This is a genomic window from Salinicola sp. JS01, from assembly GCF_030284585.1.
Lineage (GTDB): Bacteria > Pseudomonadota > Gammaproteobacteria > Pseudomonadales > Halomonadaceae > Salinicola.
Window position 1 is genome coordinate 3,974,436 of record NZ_CP127244.1, and the last position, 21,560, is coordinate 3,995,995.

Here is a 21,560-nt window from a genome sequence, read left to right on the forward strand (position 1 = left end):
CGCCGCACAGGAGCCCCAAGGCATGAATGTTTCGCGTTTCTTCGTCGACCGCCCGATCTTCGCCGCGGTGCTGTCGATCGTCATGCTCGCGCTAGGCGCGATCTCGATTCCCAACCTGCCGATCGGCGAGTATCCGGAGGTGGTGCCGCCCTCGGTGCTGGTGCGCACGGTCTACCCCGGCGCCAACCCCAAGGAGATCGCCGACACCGTCGCCGCGCCGCTCGAGGAGGCGATCACCGGCGTCGAAGGGATGATGTACTACAAGTCGGTCGCCGGTTCCGACGGGGTGCTGCAGATGACCGTCACCTTCCGCCCCGGCACCGACGCCGAGCAGGCCACGGTGCGGGTGCAGAACCGGGTCAGCCAGGCCCTGGCACGCCTGCCCGAGGCGGTGCGCCGCCAGGGCGTAACCACCCAGAAGCAGTCGCCGACCTTTCTGATGGTGGTGCACCTGGTCTCGCCGGACGACCGCTACGACACTCTCTACCTGCGCAACTACGCCCGCCTGCACGTGCGCGACCAGCTGGCGCGCATCCCCGGCGTGGGCGAGGCGCAGCTGTTCGGCGGCGGCGACTACGCCATGCGCGTGTGGCTCGACCCGGACCGGGTCGCCGCCCACGGCCTCACCGCCGGTGACGTGGTGGCGGCGATCCGCGACCAGAACGTGCAGGTCTCCGCCGGGCAGATCGGCGGCGAGCCGATGCCGGACAGCGACTTCCTGACCCTGATCAACGCCAAGGGGCGCCTGACCAGCGAGGCGGAGTTCGGCGACATCGTGCTCAAGACCGGCGCCGACGGCGACATTCTCAGGCTCAAGGATGTCGCCCGGCTGCAGCTCGGCGCCGGCGACTACACCCTGCGCGCCCGTCTGGATGGCAAGGACGCGGTGGCGATCGGCATCTTCCAGTCGCCCGGGGCCAACGCGCTGGAGATTCGCGATCAGGTGATCCATACCATGGACGAGCTGGCGACCCAGTTCCCCGCCGGGCTCGAGTATCGCAGCGTCTACGACACCACGCTGTTCGTCACCGATTCGATCCACTCGGTGATCCAGACCCTGCTGGAAGCGGTGCTGCTGGTGGTGCTGGTGGTGACGCTGTTCCTGCAGACCTGGCGCGCCTCGCTGATCCCGCTGCTGGCGGTGCCGGTCTCGGTGGTGGGCACCTTCGCGGTGCTGCTGCTGCTCGGCTACTCGATCAACACCCTGACCCTGTTCGGGCTGGTGCTGGCGATCGGTATCGTCGTCGACGACGCCATCGTGGTGGTGGAGAACGTGGAGCGCAACATCGAGCAGGGGCTGGCGCCACGCGCCGCGGCGCATCAGGCAATGCGCGAGGTCTCGGGGCCGATCGTGGCCATCGGCCTGGTGCTGTGCGCGGTGTTCGTGCCGATGGCCTTTCTCTCCGGGGTGACCGGCCAGTTCTATCGCCAGTTCGCGGTGACCATCGCCATCTCCACGGTCATCTCGACGATCAACTCGCTGACGCTGTCGCCGGCCCTGGCGGCGATGCTGCTCAGGCCCCACGATGCGCCCAAGGATCGCCTGACGCGAGTGATCGACGCCCTGTTCGGCTGGCTGTTCCGGCCCTTCAACCGGCTCTTCAACGCCGGCTCCGAGCGCTACCGGGGCGTGGTGTCGCGCAGCCTGAAACGCCGCGGCGCGGTGTTCGTGATCTATCTGATCCTGCTCGGGGCCACCGGCTATCTGTTCAAGACGGTGCCGCCCGGGTTCATTCCGGTGCAGGACAAGATGTACCTGATCGCCGGCGTCAAGCTGCCCGAGGGCGCCTCACTCGAACGCACCGACGCCCTGCTGCGCCAGGTGGTGGACATCGCCATGCACACCGATGGGGTCGAGCACGCGATCTCGTTCCCGGGACTCAATGCGCTGCAGTTCACCAACACCTCCAACACCGGCCTGGCGTTTCTGACCCTGACGCCGTTCACCGAGCGCACCCGCACGGCAGTGGAGATCAATGCCGAGCTCGCCGGCAAGCTCGCCGCGCTCAAGGATGGCATCGCCTTCTCGTTCATGCCGCCACCGATCCTGGGGCTCGGCAACGGCTCCGGCTATCAGCTGTTCCTCGAGGATCGCGGCGGCCTCGGCTACGGCCCGCTGCAGGAAGCGGTCAACGCCTTCCAGGGGGCGGTGATGCAGACCCCGGGGATGTCCTATCCGATCACCAGCTATCAGGCCAACGTGCCCCAGCTCGATGCCGACGTCGACCGCTTGAAGGCCAAGTCTCAGGGGGTGGCGGTGGCCGACCTCTTCGACACCCTGCAGACCTATCTGGGCTCGACCTACGTCAACGATTTCAACCAGTTCGGCCGCACCTGGCAGGTCATTGCCCAGGCCGACGCCCCCTACCGCGACAGCGTCGAGGACATCGCCCGCCTGCGCACCCGCAACGCCCAGGGCGAGATGGTGCCGATCGGCTCGATGATAAAGGTCCACCAGACCTTCGGCCCCGACCCGGTGCTGCGCTTCAACGGCTACCCCGCCGCCGATCTCGCCGGCGAGGCCGACCCGCGGGTGCTCTCCTCGCCCCAGGCGATGGCCGAGCTGACCCGGATCGGCGCCCAGGTGCTGCCGGCGGGGATCGACTTCGAGTGGACCGATCTCAGCTATCAGCAGGCGACCCAGGGCAACGCCGCGCTGATCGTGTTCCCGCTGGCGGTGATGCTGGTGTTCCTGGTGCTGGCCGCGCTGTACGAGAGCTGGACCCTGCCGCTGGCGGTGATCCTGATCGTGCCGATGTGCGTGCTCTCGGCGCTGATCGGGGTGCGTCTGGTGGGCGGCGATACCAATATCTTCGTCCAGGTGGGGCTGGTGGTGCTGATCGGGCTGGCGTGCAAGAACGCGATCCTGATCGTCGAATTCGCCCGCGAGCTGGAGCTCGAGGGTCGCGAGACCGTGGCCGCGGCGCTGGAGGCCTGCCGTCTACGCCTGCGCCCGATCGTCATGACCTCGATCACCTTCACCGCAGCGGTGATACCGCTGGCGCTGGGCCACGGCGCGGGCGCCGAGGTGCGCCAGGCGCTGGGGGTCGCGGTGTTCGCCGGCATGCTCGGGGTGACCCTGTTCGGCCTGCTGCTGACGCCGGTGTTCTATGTCGCGCTGCGCAAGCTGGCCGGGCCGCTGCGCCACGCTCACGGCTCGACCCTGGCAGGCGAGAGCACCGAGCGGGTGGACGACGTCAGATAGGCCAGCTCGCACGAGACGTGCCGAATAGGCGCTAGCCACTCGATAACCACTCAATAACCACCCAGTAACGACAGAGCGCCCGGCAATGGGCGCTCTGTCGTATCTCGCATTGACTGGCTATCTCTCGACGGGCTATGTCTCGACTGGCTGAGCGTTGGCGGGCGGCATCATCGCCGCCCGACATCACGCCTTGGCGGTGTCGCGCAGAAAACCGCCCTGCTTGAGGATATCGGCGTAGCCTTCGCGGAAGGAGGGGTAGTGGAAGGTGTAGCCCGAGGCGCGCAGGCGAGCGTTGTTGCAGCGCTTGCTCGAGCGCCGACGCAGCGGTGACTGGATCACCTCCGGCGTTTCCACCTCGAGCTGCTTGGCGATCCACGCCATCACCTCGTGGAGCGGCGCCGACTCGCCATCGCTGGCGAGGTAGATCGACTCCAGCGGCTCGTCGCGCTCGGCCATCCCGATCAGATGCGCCAGCACCCCGGCGCAGTCGTCGCGATGAATGCGGTTGGAGTACATCGGCGGGTTGGCGGCGGCGATCCGGCCCTCCTTCACCTGGCGGATCAGGCGGTCGCGGCCCGGGCCGTAGATGCCGGAGAGGCGCACCACGGTGCCCGGCAGCGTATGGTCGAGCAGCGCCTGCTCGGCTTCGCGCATCAGCGTGCCGGAGAAGCCGTTGGGCTCGGTGGGCGAGGTCTCGTCGACCTCCTCGCCGCCCTGCTGGGCGTAGACGCTGGTCGAGGAGACGAAGAACAGCCGCTTGGGCGGCGTTTCGCGCTGGGCGAACTGGGCGATCACCGCCTTGAGCCCTTCCGGATAGGCCGCAGCGTAGGCGCTCTCTTCGAAGCGGTCGGCGGTTACCGCGTAGACCACGAAATCGGCATCCGGCAGCGCGGCCAAGGCCGCGTCGTCGGTGACGTCCAGCGCCACCGGCTCGATCCCGGTGCCTTCCAGCGCGCCAGCGTTACGCCGCGCGCCGATCACCCGGTGCCCGGCGGCAATCAGCTGCTTGCCGAGCTGGGTGCCGATATCGCCGCAACCTAGAATTAATGTGGTTTTCTTCACCTTTCCCTGGCCTCTTGGTAAAACATCCTTGTTAATACATCCGTGAAGACACGAATGACCACGAGAGACGGTCTCAGGTCGCGGACGTGGGTGACGTCTACGGCCCTTTGCGATGATTCTCTTCTCTGCGAATAAAGGGAGCCTTTCGGTCCCACCTCATGACTCTAACAGAACTCCGTTACATCGTAACCTTGGCGCAGGAGCGCCACTTCGGTCGCGCTGCCGAGCGCTGCTTCGTCTCGCAGCCGACGCTGTCGGTGGCGGTCAAGAAGCTCGAGGAGGAGCTGGGCATCGCGCTGTTCGAGCGCTCCAAGTCCACCGTCCAGGTGACGCCGCTGGGCGAGCGTATCGTCGAGCAGGCTCACCGCGTGCTGGAGCAGGCGACGCTGATCAAGGAGATGGCCAGCGAGGGCAAGGACCAGCTGATCAGCCCGCTGCGCATCGGCGCCATCTACACCATCGGCCCCTATCTGTTCCCGCATCTGATTCCGGCACTGTCGCGCATCGCCCCGCAGATGCCGCTGTACATCGAAGAGAGCTTCACCGGCGTGCTGCGGCGCAAGCTGCGCAGCGGCGAACTGGATGCGATCTTCGTCGCGCTGCCGTTCAACGAGCCGGACGTGGTCACCAAGACGCTGTATCAGGAGCCGTTCGAGATCCTGCTGCCGGCCGACCACCCGTGGACCGAGCGCGCGGCGATCGACAAGGAGGATCTGCTCAAGGAGCGTCTGTTGCTGCTCGGCGAGGGCCACTGCTTCCGCGATCAGATTCTCGAGGCGTGCCCGGCGATCAGCGCCCAGCTCAACAACCCCGAGAACACCCTGATCGCCGAGGGCGGCTCGCTCGAGACGATCCGCCACATGGTCGCCTCGGGGCTCGGCATCACGGTGCTGCCCAAGCTGGCCATCGGCACCAGCCACTACGAGGGGGGCCTGCTCGAGAGCCGGCCGTTCAAGGGTGACGCCCCAACCCGCAGCGTGGCCCTGGCCTGGCGTGCCAGCTTCCCGCGGCCACGCGCGATCGATGCGCTGATCCAGGCGATCGATCAGGTTCACGGTAGCGACGTCGAGGCGGCATGAGCCTCGACGCACCGGTCACCGACCTCGCCGGCGTCGGCGAAGCGCTCGCGCTCAAGCTGGCCCGGCTACGGATCGTCCAGATCGCCGATCTGCTGTTCCATCTGCCGCTGCGCTACCAGGATCGTACCCGGATCACCCCGATCGGCACCCTGCGGGCAGGGACTGAGGCGGTGGTCGAGGGCGAGGTGAGCGCCGCCGACGTGATCCGCGGGCGCCGGCGCAGCCTGCTGGTGCGGCTCAAGGATGGCTCCGGCATTCTCAGCCTGCGCTTCTTCCACTTCTCGCCGGCCCAGCAGCAGCAGTTCGTCAAGGGTGTCCAGGTGCGCTGCTTCGGCGAAGCCCGCGCCGGCAGCACCGGGCTCGAGATCTATCATCCCGAATATCGTCTGGTGCAGAGCGAAGCGCCGCCGGTGGACGAGCACCTGACCCCTATCTACCCGGCCACCGAGGGGCTCGCCCAGCCGCGCCTGCGGGCGCTGATCCAGCAGGCAATGAAGCGCCTGGCGGAGGCGCCGGACGCGCTGCCGGAGTGGATCCCCGCGACGCTGCGCCAGCGCTTTCGCCTGCCCGGCCTGCTCGAAGCGCTGCGCTATCTGCACGAGCCGCCGCCGGACGCCCCCCAGGAAGTGCTCGCCGCCGGGCGCCATCCGGCCCAGCGCCGGCTGGCGCTGGAGGAGCTGCTGGCGCACCAGTTGAGCCTGCGTCAGGTGCGCCTGCGCATCCAGACCGACGGCGCCCCCAAGCTCGCCGGCAGCGGCCACCTGCAGGCGCGCTTTCTGACCCAGCTACCGTTCTCGCTGACCCAGGCCCAGCGCCGCGTGCTCGACGAAATCGGGCGCGACCTGGAGCGCGAGGTGCCGATGCTGCGTCTCGTCCAGGGCGATGTCGGCTCGGGCAAGACCGTGGTCGCCGCGATGGCGGTACTGGCCGCGGTCGCCGGCGGCTGCCAGGCCGCAGTGATGGCGCCGACGGAGATTCTCGCCGAGCAGCACTTCCGCCAGTTCCGCACTTGGCTTGAACCGCTGGGCATCGAGGTGGGCTGGCTCGCCGGCAAGCTCAAGGGCAAGGCGCGCGGCGACACCAAGGCGGCGATCGCCGATGGCCGCGCCCAGGTGGTGGTGGGCACCCATGCGCTGTTCCAAGATGACGTCAGCTTCCAGCGCCTGGGGCTGGCGGTGATCGACGAGCAGCACCGCTTCGGTGTGCACCAGCGCCTGGCGCTGCGCCAGAAGGGCGAGAACGGCGGCCTGACCCCGCATCAGCTGATCATGACCGCCACACCGATCCCGCGCACCCTGGCGATGAGCGCCTACGCCGATCTCGATCTCTCGGTGATCGACGAGCTGCCGCCGGGCCGCACCCCGGTGCATACCGTGGCGGTGCCCGACGAGCGGCGTCCGGAAGTGATCCAGCGGATCCGCAGCGCCTGCGCCGAGGGGCGCCAGGCCTACTGGGTGTGCACGCTGATCGAAGAGTCGGAGGCGCTCACCTGTCAGGCCGCCGAGGTCACCCGCGACACCCTGACCGAGGCGCTGCCGGCACTCCAGATCGGGCTGGTCCACGGGCGCATGAAGGCCGCCGAGAAGGGCGAGGTGATGGACGCTTTCAAGCGTGGCGAGCTCGATCTGCTGGTGGCGACCACGGTGATCGAGGTGGGGGTCGACGTGCCCAATGCCAGCCTGATGATCATCGAGAACCCGGAGCGCCTGGGTCTCTCCCAGCTGCATCAGCTGCGGGGCCGAGTCGGCCGCGGGCGCGTCGACAGCTACTGCGTGCTGCTCTACCACCCGCCGCTGTCGCACCACTCCCGCGAGCGCCTGGGCATCCTGCGCGACACCACCGACGGCTTCAAGGTCGCCGAGAAGGACCTCGAACTGCGCGGCCCCGGCGAAGTACTGGGCACCCGCCAGACCGGGCTGGCGCAGATGAAGATCGCCGATCTGGAGCGCGACCGCGATCTGCTCGACACGGTCACCGCGCTGGCAACGGCACTGCTCGAAGAGGCCCCCGACGTGGCCCCGGCGCTGATCCAGCGCTGGCTCGGCGACGAGGCGGGCCGGTACGGGCAGGTGTGAGGCATTGGCCTCGATACGCCATCACCCATCTACAAGACTTCCGATGAGCGATCCATAGGAACACGCATGAGCCCGACCGAGCAATGCGACATCATTGAGCACAATGTCAGCCCGCCTCTGAGTGGCCAATCGTTAACGGACACGGTGACCGCCGACGTTTTCATCGATGTGTCCTTGAGACCCGCCGCCAATGATACGAATAACGGAGGCAAGGTATGCAGCCCGTGAATCGTGCTCGGGATATCGATCTAGTCGATGAGTTACGCAACCATCCCGCAGAGTTGCCTTGGCTGGAGTTCAAGCAGGACAACATCGACCCGGACGTAATCGGCAAGCGCTGTTCCGCACTCGCCAACGCGGCGCGAATCGAGAGGAAGGATTGTGGCTACATGCTCTGGGGTATCGACGATACCAAGCATGCCGTGGTGGGAACCCATTTCCAGCCCGACGGCCAGCGCGTCAAGGGGCAGGAGTTGCAGCTCTGGCTCGCCAATCAGCTGCAGCCCAGTATCGCTTTCATCTTCCGCGTGATCGATCATCCAGACGGGCGAGTGGTCATGCTCGAGATCCCCGCCGCTACGACAGCGCCTATCGCTTTCAAGAATATCGCCTATATCCGTATCGGTAGCACGACACCGAAGCTGGCCGACTACCCTGAGCGCTATCAGCAGCTCATCGAGTCTCTACGCCCTTATGTCTGGGAATACGGCGTGGCATTGTCTTACCAGACGGGCGACGACGTACTGGCACTGCTCGACTATGCCCAATATTTTCGCTATACGCATCAGCCCCTTCCGGACAACCGGGCGGGAATTTTCGAACGCCTGTCCGCGGATCGGCTCATCGAACGCGATGTCGGCGAGCGTTGGAACATCACCCACCTGGGTGCGATGCTTTTTGCCGTGCGCCTCGAGGATTTCGAGGCGTCACTGTCGCGCAAGGCGGTGCGCCTGGTCGTCTACGATGGTCACAACCGCGCCGCGACAGTCACCCACCGCCTGGATGGCAAGAAGGGTTACGCCTGTGGCTTCGAGGGGCTGGTCGACTATATCAACGATGTCGTACCGCATAACGAATACATCGGCCGAGCACGCCGCGAATCTCGACCACTGTTTCCTGAACTGGCCGTTCGTGAGCTGGTGGCGAATGCGCTGATTCACCAGGACATGACGATTACTGGGGCAGGCCCGCAGATCGAGATATTCCGTGACCGGATGGAAATCACCAACCCGGGGCGGCCATTGATCCAGGCAGAACGCATGATCGATCTGCCGCCGCGCTCTCGCAATGAAACGCTGGCTTCTCTCATGCGACGGATGAGATTCTGTGAAGAACAGGGCAGCGGCCTGGACAAGGTCGTTGCCGAGGTCGAGCTGTACCAGTTACCGCCCCCGCTGTTTCGAGAAGAGGGCAACGCCACGCAGGTAGTGCTCTATGGGCCGCGGAAATTCGCTGACATGACGCCTGACGAACGCGTTCGAGCCTGTTACCAGCACGCCGTGCTGAAGTTCTTGAGTGGCGGGGAGCGGATGAAAAACGCCACGCTTTGCCAACGTTTCGGCATCGATCCCAGAAACGCATCGCAGGCCTCGGCCGTGATCAGGAAGACGCAGGCAGCAGGACTGATCAAAGTTGCCGACCCCGATCACCCACGCGCCGGGTACGTCCCGGGCTGGGCGTGATTTCTTGATCGAGTTTTCATCCTGGGCGATCCCGGCCCTTTCATGATCCTGAAAAAAACCTGTAAAACAATAACTTAAACACACCTCTCACAGGCAAATTTTCTTGATCGGGTTTTGATCGACGGGAAGCAAATAAGGGTGCCTCACCCCAGCGGCAGCCGGTTGGTCGACTTCACCTCGCGCAGCGAGAGGCTGGAGCGGATATTGGTCACCCCCGGCAGCCGTCGCAGCTCGCGCTCCACGAACTGGCTGTAATCGTCCAGATCCTTGGCCACGATGATCAGCAGGAAGTCGTCGTCGCCGGTGGTGTTGTGGCAGGCGAGGATATTGGGGCTGGCGTGGATGATCCGCTCGAACGCCGCCACCGAGCCGGCATCGTGCTCCGAGCAGTTGAGCTGGACGAAGGCCAGCACCCCCAGCCCCAGCCGCTTGCGATCCAGATTGGCCTGATAGCCGGTGATCAGCTTTTGCTCTTCCAGGCGCTTGAGCCGTCGCCAGCACGGCGTCTCGCTCAGCGCCAGGGCTTCGGCCAGCCGGGCGTTGGTCATGCGGCCATCCTGCTGCAACAGATCGAGCAGACGCAGGTTGATGTCATCCAGCGGCTTCAAGGGAAGATCCTTCTCTAGTCCGGCGATTCGTTAAAACAAGCTTGCCATTCAGCCGCGATGAGGGGAAATAACGCAAAGCTATTTCGACCATTCGCGGTAGCCTGTCTCGCAGGATCGGCCAGTCGTCACGCCGCGTCTCTCCCACTCTCCAGCGTACGAGTCATCGCCATGAAAGCCGTGGTCTTCGAAAGCTTCCAGACACCTCCCAGTATCCAGACCGTGCCCGACCCCTCACCCGAGCCTCATGGTGTGGTGGTGCGGGTAGAGGCATCGGGGCTGTGCCGCAGCGACTGGCACGCCTGGATGGGGCACGACAGCGACATCGTGCTGCCCCACGTGCCCGGGCACGAGCTGGCCGGCACCATCGTCGCGGTGGGCAAGGAGGTGACCCGCTGGCAGCCGGGCGCGCGGGTCACCGTGCCCTTCGTCAGCGGCTGCGGCGCCTGCCACGAGTGCCGCAGCGGCCACCAGCAGGTGTGCCACCACCAGGTGCAGCCCGGTTTCACCCAGTGGGGCTCCTACGCCGAGTACACCAGTCTGCAGCATGCCGATCTCAACCTGGTCGCACTGCCCGAGAGCATGGACTTCGCCACCGCCGCGGGCCTGGGCTGCCGTTTCGCCACCGCCTTCCGCGCGGTGGTCGATCAGGGTCGGGTCAGCGGCGGGCAGTGGGTCAGCGTCTACGGCTGCGGCGGGGTCGGGCTGTCGGCGATCATGATCGCCAGCGCCCTGGGCGCCCAGGTGGTGGCGGTGGATATCGACGACGCCAAGCTGCAATTGGCGCGGGAACTCGGCGCCACGGCGACGCTGAATGCCACGCAGTGTGCGGATGTCGTCGCGGCGGTCCGCGAGCTGAGCCAGGGTGGCGCCCATGTCTCGCTGGACGCGCTGGGCAGCCGGCTCACCTGCCAGAACTCGATCCTGAGTCTGCGCACCCGCGGCAAGCACGTGCAGGTGGGGCTGATGGCGGGAGACCAGCAGTCGCCGCCGCTGCCCATGCACCGGGTGATCGCCGAGGAGCTGGAGATTCTGGGCAGCCACGGCATGCAGGCGCACCGCTACGGCGCCATGCTCGACATGGTGCGCCACGGCCGGCTCGACCCGGCGCGGCTGGTGGGCCGGCATATTGGCCTGGCCGAGGCGCCGGCGGCACTGATGGCGATGGATTCGTTCCAGGGTGTGGGGGCCACGGTGATCACCGACTTTGCGTGCGCCTCCTAGGCATAGACGGGTACCACCAACCGCCTGCGCCCGTCCGGCGCAGGCATGTCTTCCCTCTTTTTTCTCTTCTACTTCCCCTGCTCAGCTCTCCCACTCGGCGCCGAACACCTCCTTGAGCTCCTCGATCTGCGACCGGGTGAGCTCGCGGTAGGGCTTGTCGCGCAGCAGCAGGTAGAGCTTGGCGGTCTCCTCCAGCTCCTCGGCGGCGCTGACCGTGGCGTCGAGCGTCTTGCCGGTCACCACCGGGCCGTGATTGGCCAGCAGCACCGCGGCGTGCTTGGCGGCGTAGCGGGCGATGTCGTCGCCCAGCCGCGCATCGCCGGGGCGGCGGTACGGCAGCAGCGGCAGGTTGCCGATGCGCATCACGAAGTAGGGGGTGATCGGCGGCAGCGCGTTGTGCGGGTCGAGATCGTCGAGACAGGCCACCGCGCTGGAGTAGCTCGAGTGCAGGTGGACGATCGCCTGCGCCGCCGGCCGATGGCGGTAGTAGGCCAGATGGAAGAAGTACTCCTTGCTCGGCGGTTCGCCGCCGAGATGGTTGCCTTCCCAGTCGAGCCGGCTGATCGCCTCCGGCTCGAGTTCGCCCATGCAGGAGTTGGTCGGCGTGCACAGCCAGCTCTGCTCGTCGAGACGCACGCTGATATTGCCGCTGGTACCCGGGCTCAGGCCGCGGGCATAGAGGCGCTGGCCCAGGGTGGCGATGCGCTGGCGCAGCTGGCGTTCGCTGGTGGCGTCGCTCATCGAATGATCTCCCAGGCGCTGGTGAACATCTCGGGGGCGCCGAAGTTGCCTGACTTCAGCGCCAGATGGATATCGCCTTCGGCGGTGGCGGCGTGAGTCCAGGGGACCCCCGGGGCGATCTCGGGGCCGATGCGCAGCGCCGCGATCCCCAGCGCCTGCACGATCGCCCCGGAGGTCTCGCCGCCGGCGACGATCCACTGGCGCACGCCCTGGGCGAGCAGACGCTCGGCCAGGGTCGCCAGGGCACGCTCGATCAGCGCCCCGGCGGCCTCGACCCCGAGCTGCGCCTGGGCCGCCTCGACCGCCTCGGGTCGGGTGTCGCTGTGGATCAGCAGCGGCGTCTCGCCGAGCTGCGGTGTGGCCCAGGCCATGACCGCTTCGAGGGTGGCGTCGAAGTCATCAGCCAGGCGCTGCGGGTCGAGGGTATAAGTGGGCAGACGCGTACTCGCATGCTCGATCTGCTCGCGGGTGCGCCGCGAGGCGCTACCGGCCAGGATCACCGCACTGCCCTGGGCCGGCGGCAGCTGGCCGGGATCACTGACCGCCGGCTGGTAGAGCGCGCCGAGGCCGAGCGCCAGCCCGGAGCCGCCGGTGACCAGCGGCAGATGGGCACTGGCGCGGGCCAGGGTGGTGAGCTGGGCATCGTCCAGGGTGTCGGTGACGATCAGCGGCCGCCCCTTGGCGATCAGCTGATCGATACGTTCACGCGTGGCCGCCTCACCGCGGCTGAGGCAGGCGTGGTCGACCAGACCGGTGGCGGCCTGGGTCTGCTGCTCCAGCCAGCGCACCAGATCGGCATCGCGCATCGGGTTGAGCGGGTGCCGCTCCATGCCACTGTCGTTGAGCAGGCGGTCGCCCACGAACAGATGCCCCTGATAGACCGTGCGCCCGGTGGCCGGGAAGGCCGGGCAGAACAGTGTGCCATCGACCCCCAGCGCGGCCATCAGCGCCTCGGCCACCGGCCCGATGTTGCCCTCGGGGGTGGAGTCGAAGGTGGAGCAGTACTTGAAGTAGAACTTCTCGCAGCCCTGGCGACGCAGCCACTCGAGCGCCGCCAGCGACTGGGAGACGGCGTCCGCGGCCGGAATGCTGCGCGATTTCAGCGCGACCACCACGGCGTCCACCGGCTCGTTTGGGCTGTCGCTATCGGGCACGCCGATGACCTGGCGGGTACGAAACCCGCTCTTGACCAGATTGTTGGCGAGGTCGGTGCCGCCGGTGAAATCGTCGGCGATACAGCCAATCAGAGGCATCGTGGGGCTCCTGGGCTAGCGGTTGAGAAGCGGGTCGGGGTGAGGGTGGAAAGCGCCTTCGGCAGCGGCGGGCTCGGTGACGGGCACGCAGCTCAGCGCGATGCCGCGCTCGGCCAGCGCCTGACGCGCCGGCGACGGCAGCGCATCGTCGGTGACGATGAGATCGAACGCCTCCAGCGAGCAGGCGCGAAAGCGCCCGAAGCGGCCGTACTTGGCGCTGTCGGCGAGCAGTACCCGTTGCGCGGCGCTGTGCAGCAGCTGCTGCTTGACCACCAGCTTGGCCTCGTCCGGCGTGGTCAGGCCGCGTTCGAGATGCCACGAGGACGAGCTGAAGAAGGCCAGATCCAGATTGACGCCGCTCAGATAGGCCGCCACCGCCGGCCCCACGGTGGCGTGGTTGTCGGGGTCGACCCGGCCGCCAGCGTGGTGCAGCTCGATCTGCGGGTAGTCGGCGAGCAGCGCGCTGACCTGGAAGCTGTTGGTGATCACGCACAGTTCGTGGTGGCCGGTGAGCAGCGCCGCCAGCTCGTAGAGGGTGGTCCCGGCATCCAGATAAAGGGTCTGCCCCGGCTTGACCAGCGAGGCGGCATGGCGGGCGATGGCGCGCTTGGCCGCGATGTTGGTGGCGGCCTTGAGCGGCCAGGCGGGCTCGCGATGAAGGGGTGCGATCCGGCGCACGCCGCCGCTGACCGAGAGCACCTGCCCAGCCTGCTCGAGACGCTGGATATCCCGGCGCACGGTCATGTGCGAGACCGCCAGATGGGTGGCGAGCTCGGCGATACCGAGCACGCTGTGGGTATCGAGCAGGTCGAGCAGCTGCTGGCGGCGCTGGCTGGGAATCACGAGTCACCCTAAGAGCAGATGATGCATTTTGTGAAAAATTCACAAAAATGCTCAAGAAGGACTCATGCTCGTTCCAGCGCCGTCGGAAGTCAAACGCCGGCGCCCTCGACGTTAGTCCAGGTGCAAGGTCAGGCCAGGTCCCAGGCCAGGCCGAGTGCAGTCGAGAGCATCGGCGAGAGAGATCGATGTAAAACCCGCGGGATGCTCAGGGTGAGCGCGCGGCCTGGCCTCAGGCCGGGGCGGAAGTGCCCGAGGCGCTCTCGGCGGGCCGGGCGATCAGCCGTTCGGCGGCGTCGTGCAGCGGCGTCAGCTGGCGCGCGATGTGCAACAGCTGACCCTGGATCAGGCGGCGCTCGTCGTCGGCGTCGTCCTGGGCGCTGGTTGGCTCGCGCTCGAACACCGCCATCAGTTCGGCCTGCACGGCCTTGGGGTCGGGAGGCGTTTCGCGCGCGGCCAGCCGCGCCGCCAGCGCGTCGAAGCGATCCGCCAGGGTGCGCGCGGCAGCGTAGAGCTCGGCATCCTGGGCGCTGGCGCTGACGCTGCCGCGGTGGGCCCCCAGCGCCGAGAGGTAACCCAGCAGGGTGTGCGAGGCGACCAGGAAGCGGAACCCCTCGTCGGCATCCTTCTTCCGGTAGTGGCCCGGCTCCTGCAGCATGTTGGAAAGCACGGTGGAGAGCGCAGCGTCGGCGTTGTGGGCGTTGCGCCGCGCCAGCCGATAGGCGAGATCGTCCTGCTTGCCGCTCTCGTACTGATGAATGATCTCGCGCAGATAGGCGGTGCTGTTGGCCAGCGCCGCCGCGGCCACCTTGTGCAGCCGCCGCCCCTGCCAGTCAGGCAGGATCAAGAATACCGCCAGGCCGGAGATCAGCGCGCCGATCAGGGTATCGATCAGGCGCGGCAGGATCAGGTCGAAGCCGTCGCCGACCTGGTTGAAGCTCGCCAGCACCAGGGTGGTGATGGCAGCGGTGGCGATCACATAGTGCTTCTCGCGATTGGCGAAGAACACCACCCCGGCGGCAATCGCGATCAGCGACTGCATCAGCGGGTCGGTGAACAGGCTGATCAACGCCCAGCCGGCCACCAGCCCGAGCACGGTGCCGACGATACGCTGGTACAGAAAGCGTCGGGTGGCGCCAAAGTTGGGCCGGCACACGAACAGCGTGGTGAGCAGGATCCAGAACCCCTGGGTGGGATGAACCAGATGCAGCACGCCGTAGCCTACCAAGAGCGCGGTGGAGAGCCGCAGCGCGTGGCGGAACAGCGGTGAGCCCGGGGTCAGGTTGAGGCGCACCCGCTCCCAGGCGTCCTTGAGGCTGCGCGGCGAGCGGTTGAACAGGCTGGCATCCTGCTGATCGGCGACCATATCGGGGTTGTGGGCGCGCGAGAGCTGGTCTTCCAGCGTCGCCAGGTTGCGCCCCAGCGCCTGCAGCGAGCGCAACAGCGGGGTCCAGGCGGGGTTGCGCTGGGCACGCAGGTAGACGATCGAGGCGCGCAGATCCTCCAGCGCTTGCTCGCTCAAGCCGTGATCGAACGGCTGGCGCAGCAGCAGCGCCTTGGCCAGCCGCTTGCACGCTCGCCCCTGCTGGTCGAGCAGGCGCTGGCAGCGGAACAGCACGTCATGATGAAAGAAGGTCTCGGCCAGCGCCGAGTAGGGGTAGTGCGAGGCGCTGACGCGCTCGTGGATATCCTGGGCGATGAAGTAGAGACGCAGATAGCGATTGAGCTTGCGGCTGGTACGCTGGCCTTCGAGACGCCGGAAGATCATCTCCTTGGCCTGATTGAGCGCGCTCACCACACGCCCGTTCTGGCGCGCCAGCTCGACCCGGCGCGCCTCCACGTCGAGCCCGCGCAGCGGCTCGAACAGGGTCGCCTTGATGATCAGGTAGGTGCCCAGCTCGCGATAGAGCTGGGCCATGCTCTGCTTCACCGGCTGGCGCGAGAAGAGCGCACACCACACCACCGAGATGACCCCGTACCACGCGGCACCCGCCACCAGTAGCAGCGGCTGGCGCCACACATCCTCGCTGGTCCCGCCGTGCTGCTCGATATTGATCATCGAGTAGACCGAGAGGATCAGAGTCGCCGAGGCGATGGTGGCGTAGCGCTGCTCCACCGCCCCCAGCATGATCAGGACGAACGCCGACAGCGCCAGCCCCGGTGCGAACAGCCACGGCCACGGAAACAGTATCTCGACGCTGAGCGAGGCGACGAAGAAGCACGCCAGGGTCACCAGCAGCGCTCTGACCCGCCCCTCCCAGCTATCGTCGGTCTCGGCCAGGGCGCTGGCGATGATGCCCAGGAACAGCGGAATGGCGAGTCCGACCTGGTCCTGCTGCCAGCTCAACGCCATGGCGCCGCTGAAGGCCATGAATACGCGCAGGCTGTAGGCGAACTTGTCGAGGGTCCACAGGCGACGCAGGGAGTGGGAGAGCGAGTCGGAGATTGCGGCGGCTCCAGCAAGATGGTGATGATCACACGATAGTCTGTCGGGGCAGCGGACAGACCCGGATTAGACTTTAGTATAACGCCTCTCGCCCCGCCCTCGGCAACGCCTCGCGCTTCCCTCCACGCCGGGACTCCGGCACCATCGTGGTGCGCCCGCCGCGCCGGGCGGCCCCAGAACAGGAACGCAAGCCACGCATGCCAGCACAGCCATCCCGCCATTCGACCGCCCCCGCCTCCCGCACGCGCCGACTGCTGCGTGGCGTGGGTCATCTCCTGCGCGCGCTGGCGCTGGCGCTGGTCATCGCCTGGGGCGCCCTGGCGCTGCACTTCGCGCTGCCGGGGCCGCATCCGCTGGTGCTGGCGGTCATCGCCCTGTGGGTGACACTCGGCCTCACCGCCCTGTTCGCCCCGGCCTGGCGCCGCTATCGGCCACACGGCAGCGCGGCTCGCCAGCCCCTCCACCGCGGCCTACAGCGTGCGAGCCTCGCCACCCGCCTCGCCTTCGCCCTGGCACTGCTGGCGGTGGTGATCTGGTGGCAACAGCTGACGCCCCGCAACGATCGCGACTGGGCCCCGGACGTGGCGCGGCAGCTGGTGGTCGAGCGCCACGGCGACCGGGTACACCTGGACAACGTGCGCGACTTCGAGTGGCTCACCCCGGATCTCGCCCGCGTGCGCTGGGAGAGCCGCGATTACGACCTCTCGACGCTTGCGAGCGTGGACATGATCGTTTCCTACTGGATGGGTCCGGCGATCGCCCACACCCTGGTCAGCTTCGGCTTCGCCGATGGCCGCCACCTCACCTTCTCGGTGGAGATTCGCCGCGAGCGGAACGAGGCGTTCTCGATCGCCGGCGGCTTCTTCAAGCAGTTCGAGCTCAATCTGATCGCCGCCGACGAGAACGATATCCTGCGCCTGCGCAGCAATGTCCGCGGCGAAGACGTCTACCTCTACAGCGTGGGGCTGACGCCGCAGGCCCGGCGCGAGCTGTTCCTGGCCTATCTCGACGAGGCCGAGCGCCTGCGCGCCGAGCCCGCGTTCTACAACACCCTGACCAGCAACTGCACCACCATCGTCTTCGACATGGTCGCCCGGATCGTCGACGGCCTGCCGCGCGACCCGCGGCTGATCCTCTCCGGCTATCTGCCCGGCTATGTCCACGATGTCGGTGGCTTGGCCCCGGGGGTGGCGCTGGAGACACTGCGCCAGCGCGGCTATATCGACCCGCGCGCCCGGGCGGTGCCCTACGCCGCGGGCAGCCTGGCCTTCTCCCGGGCCATCCGCGACGGCGTACCGAGTGCCACGCCGCCCGCCGCCGACATCCCCGAGCGCTCTCCATGAGCGCACCGTTCACGCCATTGCGCGATGCCATCGAGAAGCGCATCAGCCATCTGACCGGGCGCACCCTGGGCGGGGTCGATTACACCCAGCCCAAGGGCGACCCGGGGCTGTTCGGCCCCGATACCGTGGCCTGGCGGGTGCACGGCGACTTCACCTCGATGATGTGCGGCGGCATCAGCGCCCTGCTGCTGCAGATGCTGCACCCGCTGGCGCTGGCCGGGGTGTGGGACCACTCCAACTTCCGCCACGACATGATCGGCCGCCTGCGCCGCACCAGCCAGTTCATCGCGGTGACCACCTTCGGTTCCCACGACGACGCCGAACGCCTGCTCGAGCGGGTGCGCCGGGTGCATGCCGGGGTGGAGGGGACGACCGCGGATGGCCGCGCCTATGCGGCCAGCGACCCGGCGCTGCTCACCTGGGTCCATGTGGCCGAGATGAGCCGCTTTCTCGCTGCCCACCTGCGCTACCGCAATCCGCGCCTGTCGCTTGCCGAGCAGGACCGCTACTTCGCCGAGACCGCCCGCGTGGCCGAGGCGCTGGGTGCGACCCAGGTGCCCACCAGCCGCGCGGCGGTCGATGCCTACCTCGAACACCAGCGCCGCTATCTGGTGTGCGATGCGCGCACCCGCGAGGTGACCGAGATTCTGCTCCACGCGCTGCCGCCAAGCCCGCTGGTCAAGCCGGTGGGGGCGCTGTTCATGCGCGCCGGCATCGACCTGCTGCCGCCCTGGGCCGCCACCCTGCTGAGTCTCGAACTCGCCGCGCCCGAACGCCGCGCGGTGCGTGGCGGAATCCGCACCCTCGCCCCGGTGATGCGCTGGGCGGTGCGCAACGGCTCCTACCGCCGCGCCATGGAGCGCATGCAGGCCCGTGAGCAGGCGCGCCAGCCGCGTTGAGCGTCGTTGGCACGCGCCCCCGGTGCGTCAGCCCGCTGCCAGCTCTCTAGCCAGCCAGTTCGCCAGACTTTCGCCGCGGCTCCGCTCACGCCCCGGGGCGAGCCACAGCCCCAGTGCGGCATCGGTCTCCTGTGCCGGCCAGGGCGCTACCAGCCGCCCCTGGGCCAGATCGTTCGCCACCAGCAGCTCGGGGGCGATCGCCACCCCCAGCCCCGCCAGCGCCGCCTCCAGCAGATAGTAGAGATGCTCGAAGGTGCGCCCGCGCGCACGTGCCGCGGCCAGCGTCACCGGCTCGGCGCCCAGCGCCGCGGCCCACTGCGGCCACGCCTGCGGCCGTGAGGCGGTATCCAGCAGGGTGGCCTCCCCCAGCATCGCATCGGCCGTCGCGTGAGGCGTGTGCGCCCACACCGCCGGTGTGGCCACGGCGACGATCCGCTCGGCCTGGAGCGGAAACACCGCGATATCCGCCGGCCACGGCGGTGCGGCGAAGCGCAGCGTGGCATCGATATCCTCGCGCCGCGGATCGAGCTCCCCTTCGCTGGAGACCACGCGCAGACGCAGCGCCGGCAGATCCGCGTTGAGCCGGTCGAGCCGCGGAATCAGCCAGCGCGCCAGCAGGCTGCCGGGGCAGGCCAGGGTGAAGGGTTGGCTTGCGAGCTCGCGGGAGAGCGCGGCGCAGCCCTCGCCGAGCCGGGCGAAAGCCTCACGGATCGACGGCTGCAGCAGGCGACCATGGGCGGTGAGCACGAGCCCGCGCCCCGACTTGTCGAACAGCGACGTGCCGAAGTGGGCTTCGAGCGTGCGCAGCTGGCGACTGACCGCACCATGGGTGACATGCAGCGCCTCGGCGGCGGCGGTAACGCTGCCCAGCCGGGCCACGGCATCGAAGGCGCGCAGCGCATTGAGCGACGGGAGTGACGAGATTGGCGCCATGACGATCCTCGCGGTCGACGGGCTCGCCCACGAGGTTCTCGCAGGCACTCTATTGTGAGTTTTACTCACAGGTCGGCGAGAGTTTATCGATTTTTTCCGGGCCCGCACCAGGCTAACGTGGACGCCATGATGCCAACCGGAGCCCCCGCAATGACTGACTATCCCGATAGAAACGGCTTTTTCGGCGGTAGCGACGGCTACGGCGGGCGCTACGTCGCCGAAACGCTGATGCCGCTGATCGGTGAGATCGAAGCCGCCTACGACGACGCCCGTCAGGACCCCGACTTCAACGCCGAGCTGGCAGCCCTGCAGTGCGACTACGTCGGCCGCGCCACGCCGCTCTACCTGGCCGAGCGGCTGAGCGCCCATGCCGGCGGCGCGCAGATCTATCTCAAGCGCGAGGATCTCAACCATACCGGCGCGCACAAGATCAACAACGCCCTCGGCCAGGCGCTGCTGGCCCGGCGCATGGGTCGCACCCGGCTGATCGCCGAGACCGGCGCCGGCATGCACGGGGTGGCGGTGGCCACGGTGGCGGCACGTCTGGGCATGACCTGCACCATCTACATGGGCGCCAAGGACATCCAGCGTCAGCAGCCCAACGTGCAGCGCATGCGCCTGCTCGGGGCCCGGATCGTGGCGGTGGAAAACGGCACCGCGACGCTCAAGGACGCCATGAACGAGGCCCTGCGCGCCTGGGTCGCCAGCGTCGATGACACCTTCTACGTGATCGGCACGGTGGCCGGCCCGGCGCCCTATCCGCGCATGGTGCGCGACTTCCAGTCGGTGATCGGCCGCGAGGCGCGGGCGCAGATCGTCGAGAAGACCGGACGCCTGCCCCACAGCCTGATCGCCTGTGTCGGCGGCGGCTCCAACGCCATGGGGCTGTTCCACGCCTTCCTCGATGACCCGGTGACGCTGATCGGCGTCGAGGCCGGCGGTGAAGGGATCGAAAGCGGGCGCCACGCCGCCAGCCTGAACGGCGGCAGCCCCGGGGTGCTCCACGGCAACCGCACCTATCTGCTGCAGAACGCCGACGGCCAGATCCAGGATGCCCACTCGATCTCCGCCGGGCTCGACTATCCCGGCATCGGCCCCGAGCACGCCTGGCTCCACGACAGCGGGCGTGCGCGCTATGTCAGCGTCACCGATAGCGAAGCGCTGGCCGCGGTCGCGCTGTGCTGCCGTCTGGAGGGCATCCTGCCGGCGCTGGAGTCGGCCCACGCGCTGGCCGAGGCAACCCGAGTCGCCGCCGAGCTGCCGCCCGAGGCGTCCGTGGTGGTCTGCCTGAGCGGCCGTGGCGACAAGGACATGGCCACCATCATCGAGCATCTACCCGCGCAGGAGGCAACCCCATGAGCCCGCACGATCTCACTCCGCCGTCGCGTCTCGCAGCGCGCTTCGCCACCTGCCAGGCACAACGGCGCGCCGCGCTGGTGACCTACGTCATGGCCGGCGACCCGGACCGCGCCAGCAGTCAGGCACTGCTGGCAGAGCTGCCCGCCGCCGGCGCCGATATCATCGAGCTGGGCATGCCTTTCAGCGACCCCATGGCCGACGGCGAGGCGATCCAGCGCGCCGGCCAGCGCGCGCTGGGCGACGGCCAGACCCTGGCCGGCACCCTCGATATGGTGCGCGAGTTCCGGCGCCAGGACACCGCCACCCCGCTGGTCTTGATGGGCTATCTCAACCCGATCCAGTGCTACGGCGAGACGCGCTTTCTCGGCGACGCCGCGGCAGCGGGGGTGGATGGCCTGATCGTGGTCGACCTGCCGCCGGAGCACGGCGCCACCTTCACCGCCCGGGCCCGCGATCTGGGTCTGGCGCGGATTCCGCTGGTCGCCCCGACCACCCCGGCCGAACGGCTGCCGGCACTGCTCGCCCAGGGTGACGGCTTCGTCTACCGCATCGCCTACAACGGCATCACCGGACGCGCCGGCAGCGCCCCCAGCGGCGATCTCGGGACGGCGCTGGCCCAGCTGCGCGAGCACACCCCCTTGCCGCTGGCAGTGGGCTTCGGTATCCGCGATGGTGACGCCGCGGCCGCGGTCGCCGCGGTGGCCGACGCGGTGGTGGTGGGTAGCGCTCTGGTCGAGCGCCTGGAGACACAGGGGCAAGCAGCCGCCCTGGCGCTGGTGCGTGAATTGGCGGAGAGAACGCACCGCTGAGACCA

Annotated in this window: 17 protein-coding genes; 10 read left to right on the forward strand and 7 right to left on the reverse strand. The window is 68.0% G+C overall.

What is annotated here, in order from left to right:
- Positions 1-22 precede the first annotated feature (22 nt).
- Positions 23-3,205 (forward strand): efflux RND transporter permease subunit, encoded by a 3,183-nt coding sequence (locus QO259_RS18175; RefSeq protein WP_285951072.1) that lies wholly within the window; start codon positions 23-25, stop codon positions 3,203-3,205.
- A 183-nt stretch (positions 3,206-3,388) separates the two neighbouring features.
- On the opposite strand, the gene QO259_RS18180 is transcribed toward QO259_RS18175, so the two are convergent.
- A complete protein-coding gene (locus tag QO259_RS18180) occupies positions 3,389-4,267 on the reverse strand; it encodes an SDR family oxidoreductase (RefSeq protein ID WP_207036719.1) in 879 nt (292 codons plus the stop codon).
- 158 nt (positions 4,268-4,425) lie between these two features.
- Here QO259_RS18180 and QO259_RS18185 point away from each other — a divergent pair, with 158 nt between their 5' ends.
- From QO259_RS18185 to QO259_RS18200, 4 genes are all read left to right on the forward strand, one after another.
- Positions 4,426-5,346 (forward strand): hydrogen peroxide-inducible genes activator, encoded by a 921-nt coding sequence (locus tag QO259_RS18185; RefSeq protein WP_035472832.1) that lies wholly within the window; start codon positions 4,426-4,428, stop codon positions 5,344-5,346.
- On the forward strand, positions 5,343-7,421 hold the full coding sequence (gene recG, locus QO259_RS18190; protein WP_285951073.1) for an ATP-dependent DNA helicase RecG: 2,079 nt from the start codon (positions 5,343-5,345) through the stop codon (positions 7,419-7,421). Before QO259_RS18185 ends, recG begins: the two co-directional genes overlap by 4 nt.
- A 66-nt stretch (positions 7,422-7,487) precedes the next feature.
- Positions 7,488-7,649 (forward strand): hypothetical protein, encoded by a 162-nt coding sequence (locus tag QO259_RS18195; protein ID WP_285951074.1) that lies wholly within the window; start codon positions 7,488-7,490, stop codon positions 7,647-7,649.
- On the forward strand, positions 7,637-9,103 hold the full coding sequence (locus QO259_RS18200; protein WP_285951075.1) for an ATP-binding protein: 1,467 nt from the start codon (positions 7,637-7,639) through the stop codon (positions 9,101-9,103). The genes QO259_RS18195 and QO259_RS18200 overlap by 13 nt, the downstream gene beginning before the upstream one ends.
- A gap of 143 nt (positions 9,104-9,246) precedes the next feature.
- Here the strand turns inward: QO259_RS18200 and QO259_RS18205 are convergent, their stop codons facing one another.
- On the reverse strand, positions 9,247-9,711 hold the full coding sequence (locus QO259_RS18205; protein WP_285951076.1) for an Lrp/AsnC family transcriptional regulator: 465 nt from the start codon (positions 9,709-9,711) through the stop codon (positions 9,247-9,249).
- Positions 9,712-9,879: 168 nt separating this feature from the next.
- Between QO259_RS18205 and QO259_RS18210 the strand changes: the two genes are divergently transcribed.
- Entirely contained in the window at positions 9,880-10,932 is a 1,053-nt protein-coding gene (locus QO259_RS18210) for a zinc-dependent alcohol dehydrogenase family protein (protein ID WP_285951077.1), read from the forward strand.
- 81 nt (positions 10,933-11,013) lie between these two features.
- On the opposite strand, the gene otnC is transcribed toward QO259_RS18210, so the two are convergent.
- From otnC to yccS, 4 genes are all read right to left on the reverse strand, one after another.
- Positions 11,014-11,673 carry a 3-oxo-tetronate 4-phosphate decarboxylase gene (otnC, locus tag QO259_RS18215; protein ID WP_285951078.1) on the reverse strand — a complete coding sequence of 220 codons (660 nt, stop codon included), beginning with the start codon at positions 11,671-11,673 and terminating at the stop codon, positions 11,014-11,016.
- Positions 11,670-12,926, reverse strand: a complete 1,257-nt coding sequence (otnK, locus tag QO259_RS18220; protein ID WP_285951079.1) for a 3-oxo-tetronate kinase — start codon at positions 12,924-12,926, stop codon at positions 11,670-11,672. Before otnK ends, otnC begins: the two co-directional genes overlap by 4 nt.
- 15 nt (positions 12,927-12,941) lie before the next feature.
- Complete coding sequence (locus QO259_RS18225; RefSeq protein ID WP_285951080.1) at positions 12,942-13,769, reverse strand: DeoR/GlpR family DNA-binding transcription regulator; 828 nt, start codon at positions 13,767-13,769, stop codon at positions 12,942-12,944.
- Between the two features lie 229 nt (positions 13,770-13,998).
- Positions 13,999-16,137, reverse strand: coding sequence for a YccS family putative transporter (yccS, locus tag QO259_RS18230; protein ID WP_502949118.1), 2,139 nt, complete (start codon positions 16,135-16,137; stop codon positions 13,999-14,001).
- A 272-nt stretch (positions 16,138-16,409) separates the two neighbouring features.
- On the opposite strand from yccS, the gene QO259_RS18235 reads away from it, so the two are divergent.
- Complete coding sequence (locus tag QO259_RS18235; protein ID WP_285951081.1) at positions 16,410-17,555, forward strand: Lnb N-terminal periplasmic domain-containing protein; 1,146 nt, start codon at positions 16,410-16,412, stop codon at positions 17,553-17,555.
- Positions 17,552-18,454 carry an oxygenase MpaB family protein gene (locus tag QO259_RS18240; protein WP_285951082.1) on the forward strand — a complete coding sequence of 301 codons (903 nt, stop codon included), beginning with the start codon at positions 17,552-17,554 and terminating at the stop codon, positions 18,452-18,454. The genes QO259_RS18235 and QO259_RS18240 overlap by 4 nt, the downstream gene beginning before the upstream one ends.
- Positions 18,455-18,481: 27 nt before the next feature.
- Here the strand turns inward: QO259_RS18240 and QO259_RS18245 are convergent, their stop codons facing one another.
- Positions 18,482-19,387 (reverse strand): LysR family transcriptional regulator, encoded by a 906-nt coding sequence (locus tag QO259_RS18245; RefSeq protein WP_285951083.1) that lies wholly within the window; start codon positions 19,385-19,387, stop codon positions 18,482-18,484.
- 150 nt (positions 19,388-19,537) lie between these two features.
- Here QO259_RS18245 and trpB point away from each other — a divergent pair, with 150 nt between their 5' ends.
- Together trpB and trpA are read left to right on the forward strand one after the other, a co-directional pair.
- Positions 19,538-20,746 (forward strand): tryptophan synthase subunit beta, encoded by a 1,209-nt coding sequence (gene trpB / locus QO259_RS18250; protein ID WP_285951084.1) that lies wholly within the window; start codon positions 19,538-19,540, stop codon positions 20,744-20,746.
- Positions 20,743-21,555 (forward strand): tryptophan synthase subunit alpha, encoded by an 813-nt coding sequence (gene trpA, locus QO259_RS18255; protein WP_285951085.1) that lies wholly within the window; start codon positions 20,743-20,745, stop codon positions 21,553-21,555. The genes trpB and trpA overlap by 4 nt, the downstream gene beginning before the upstream one ends.
- Positions 21,556-21,560 lie beyond the last annotated feature (5 nt).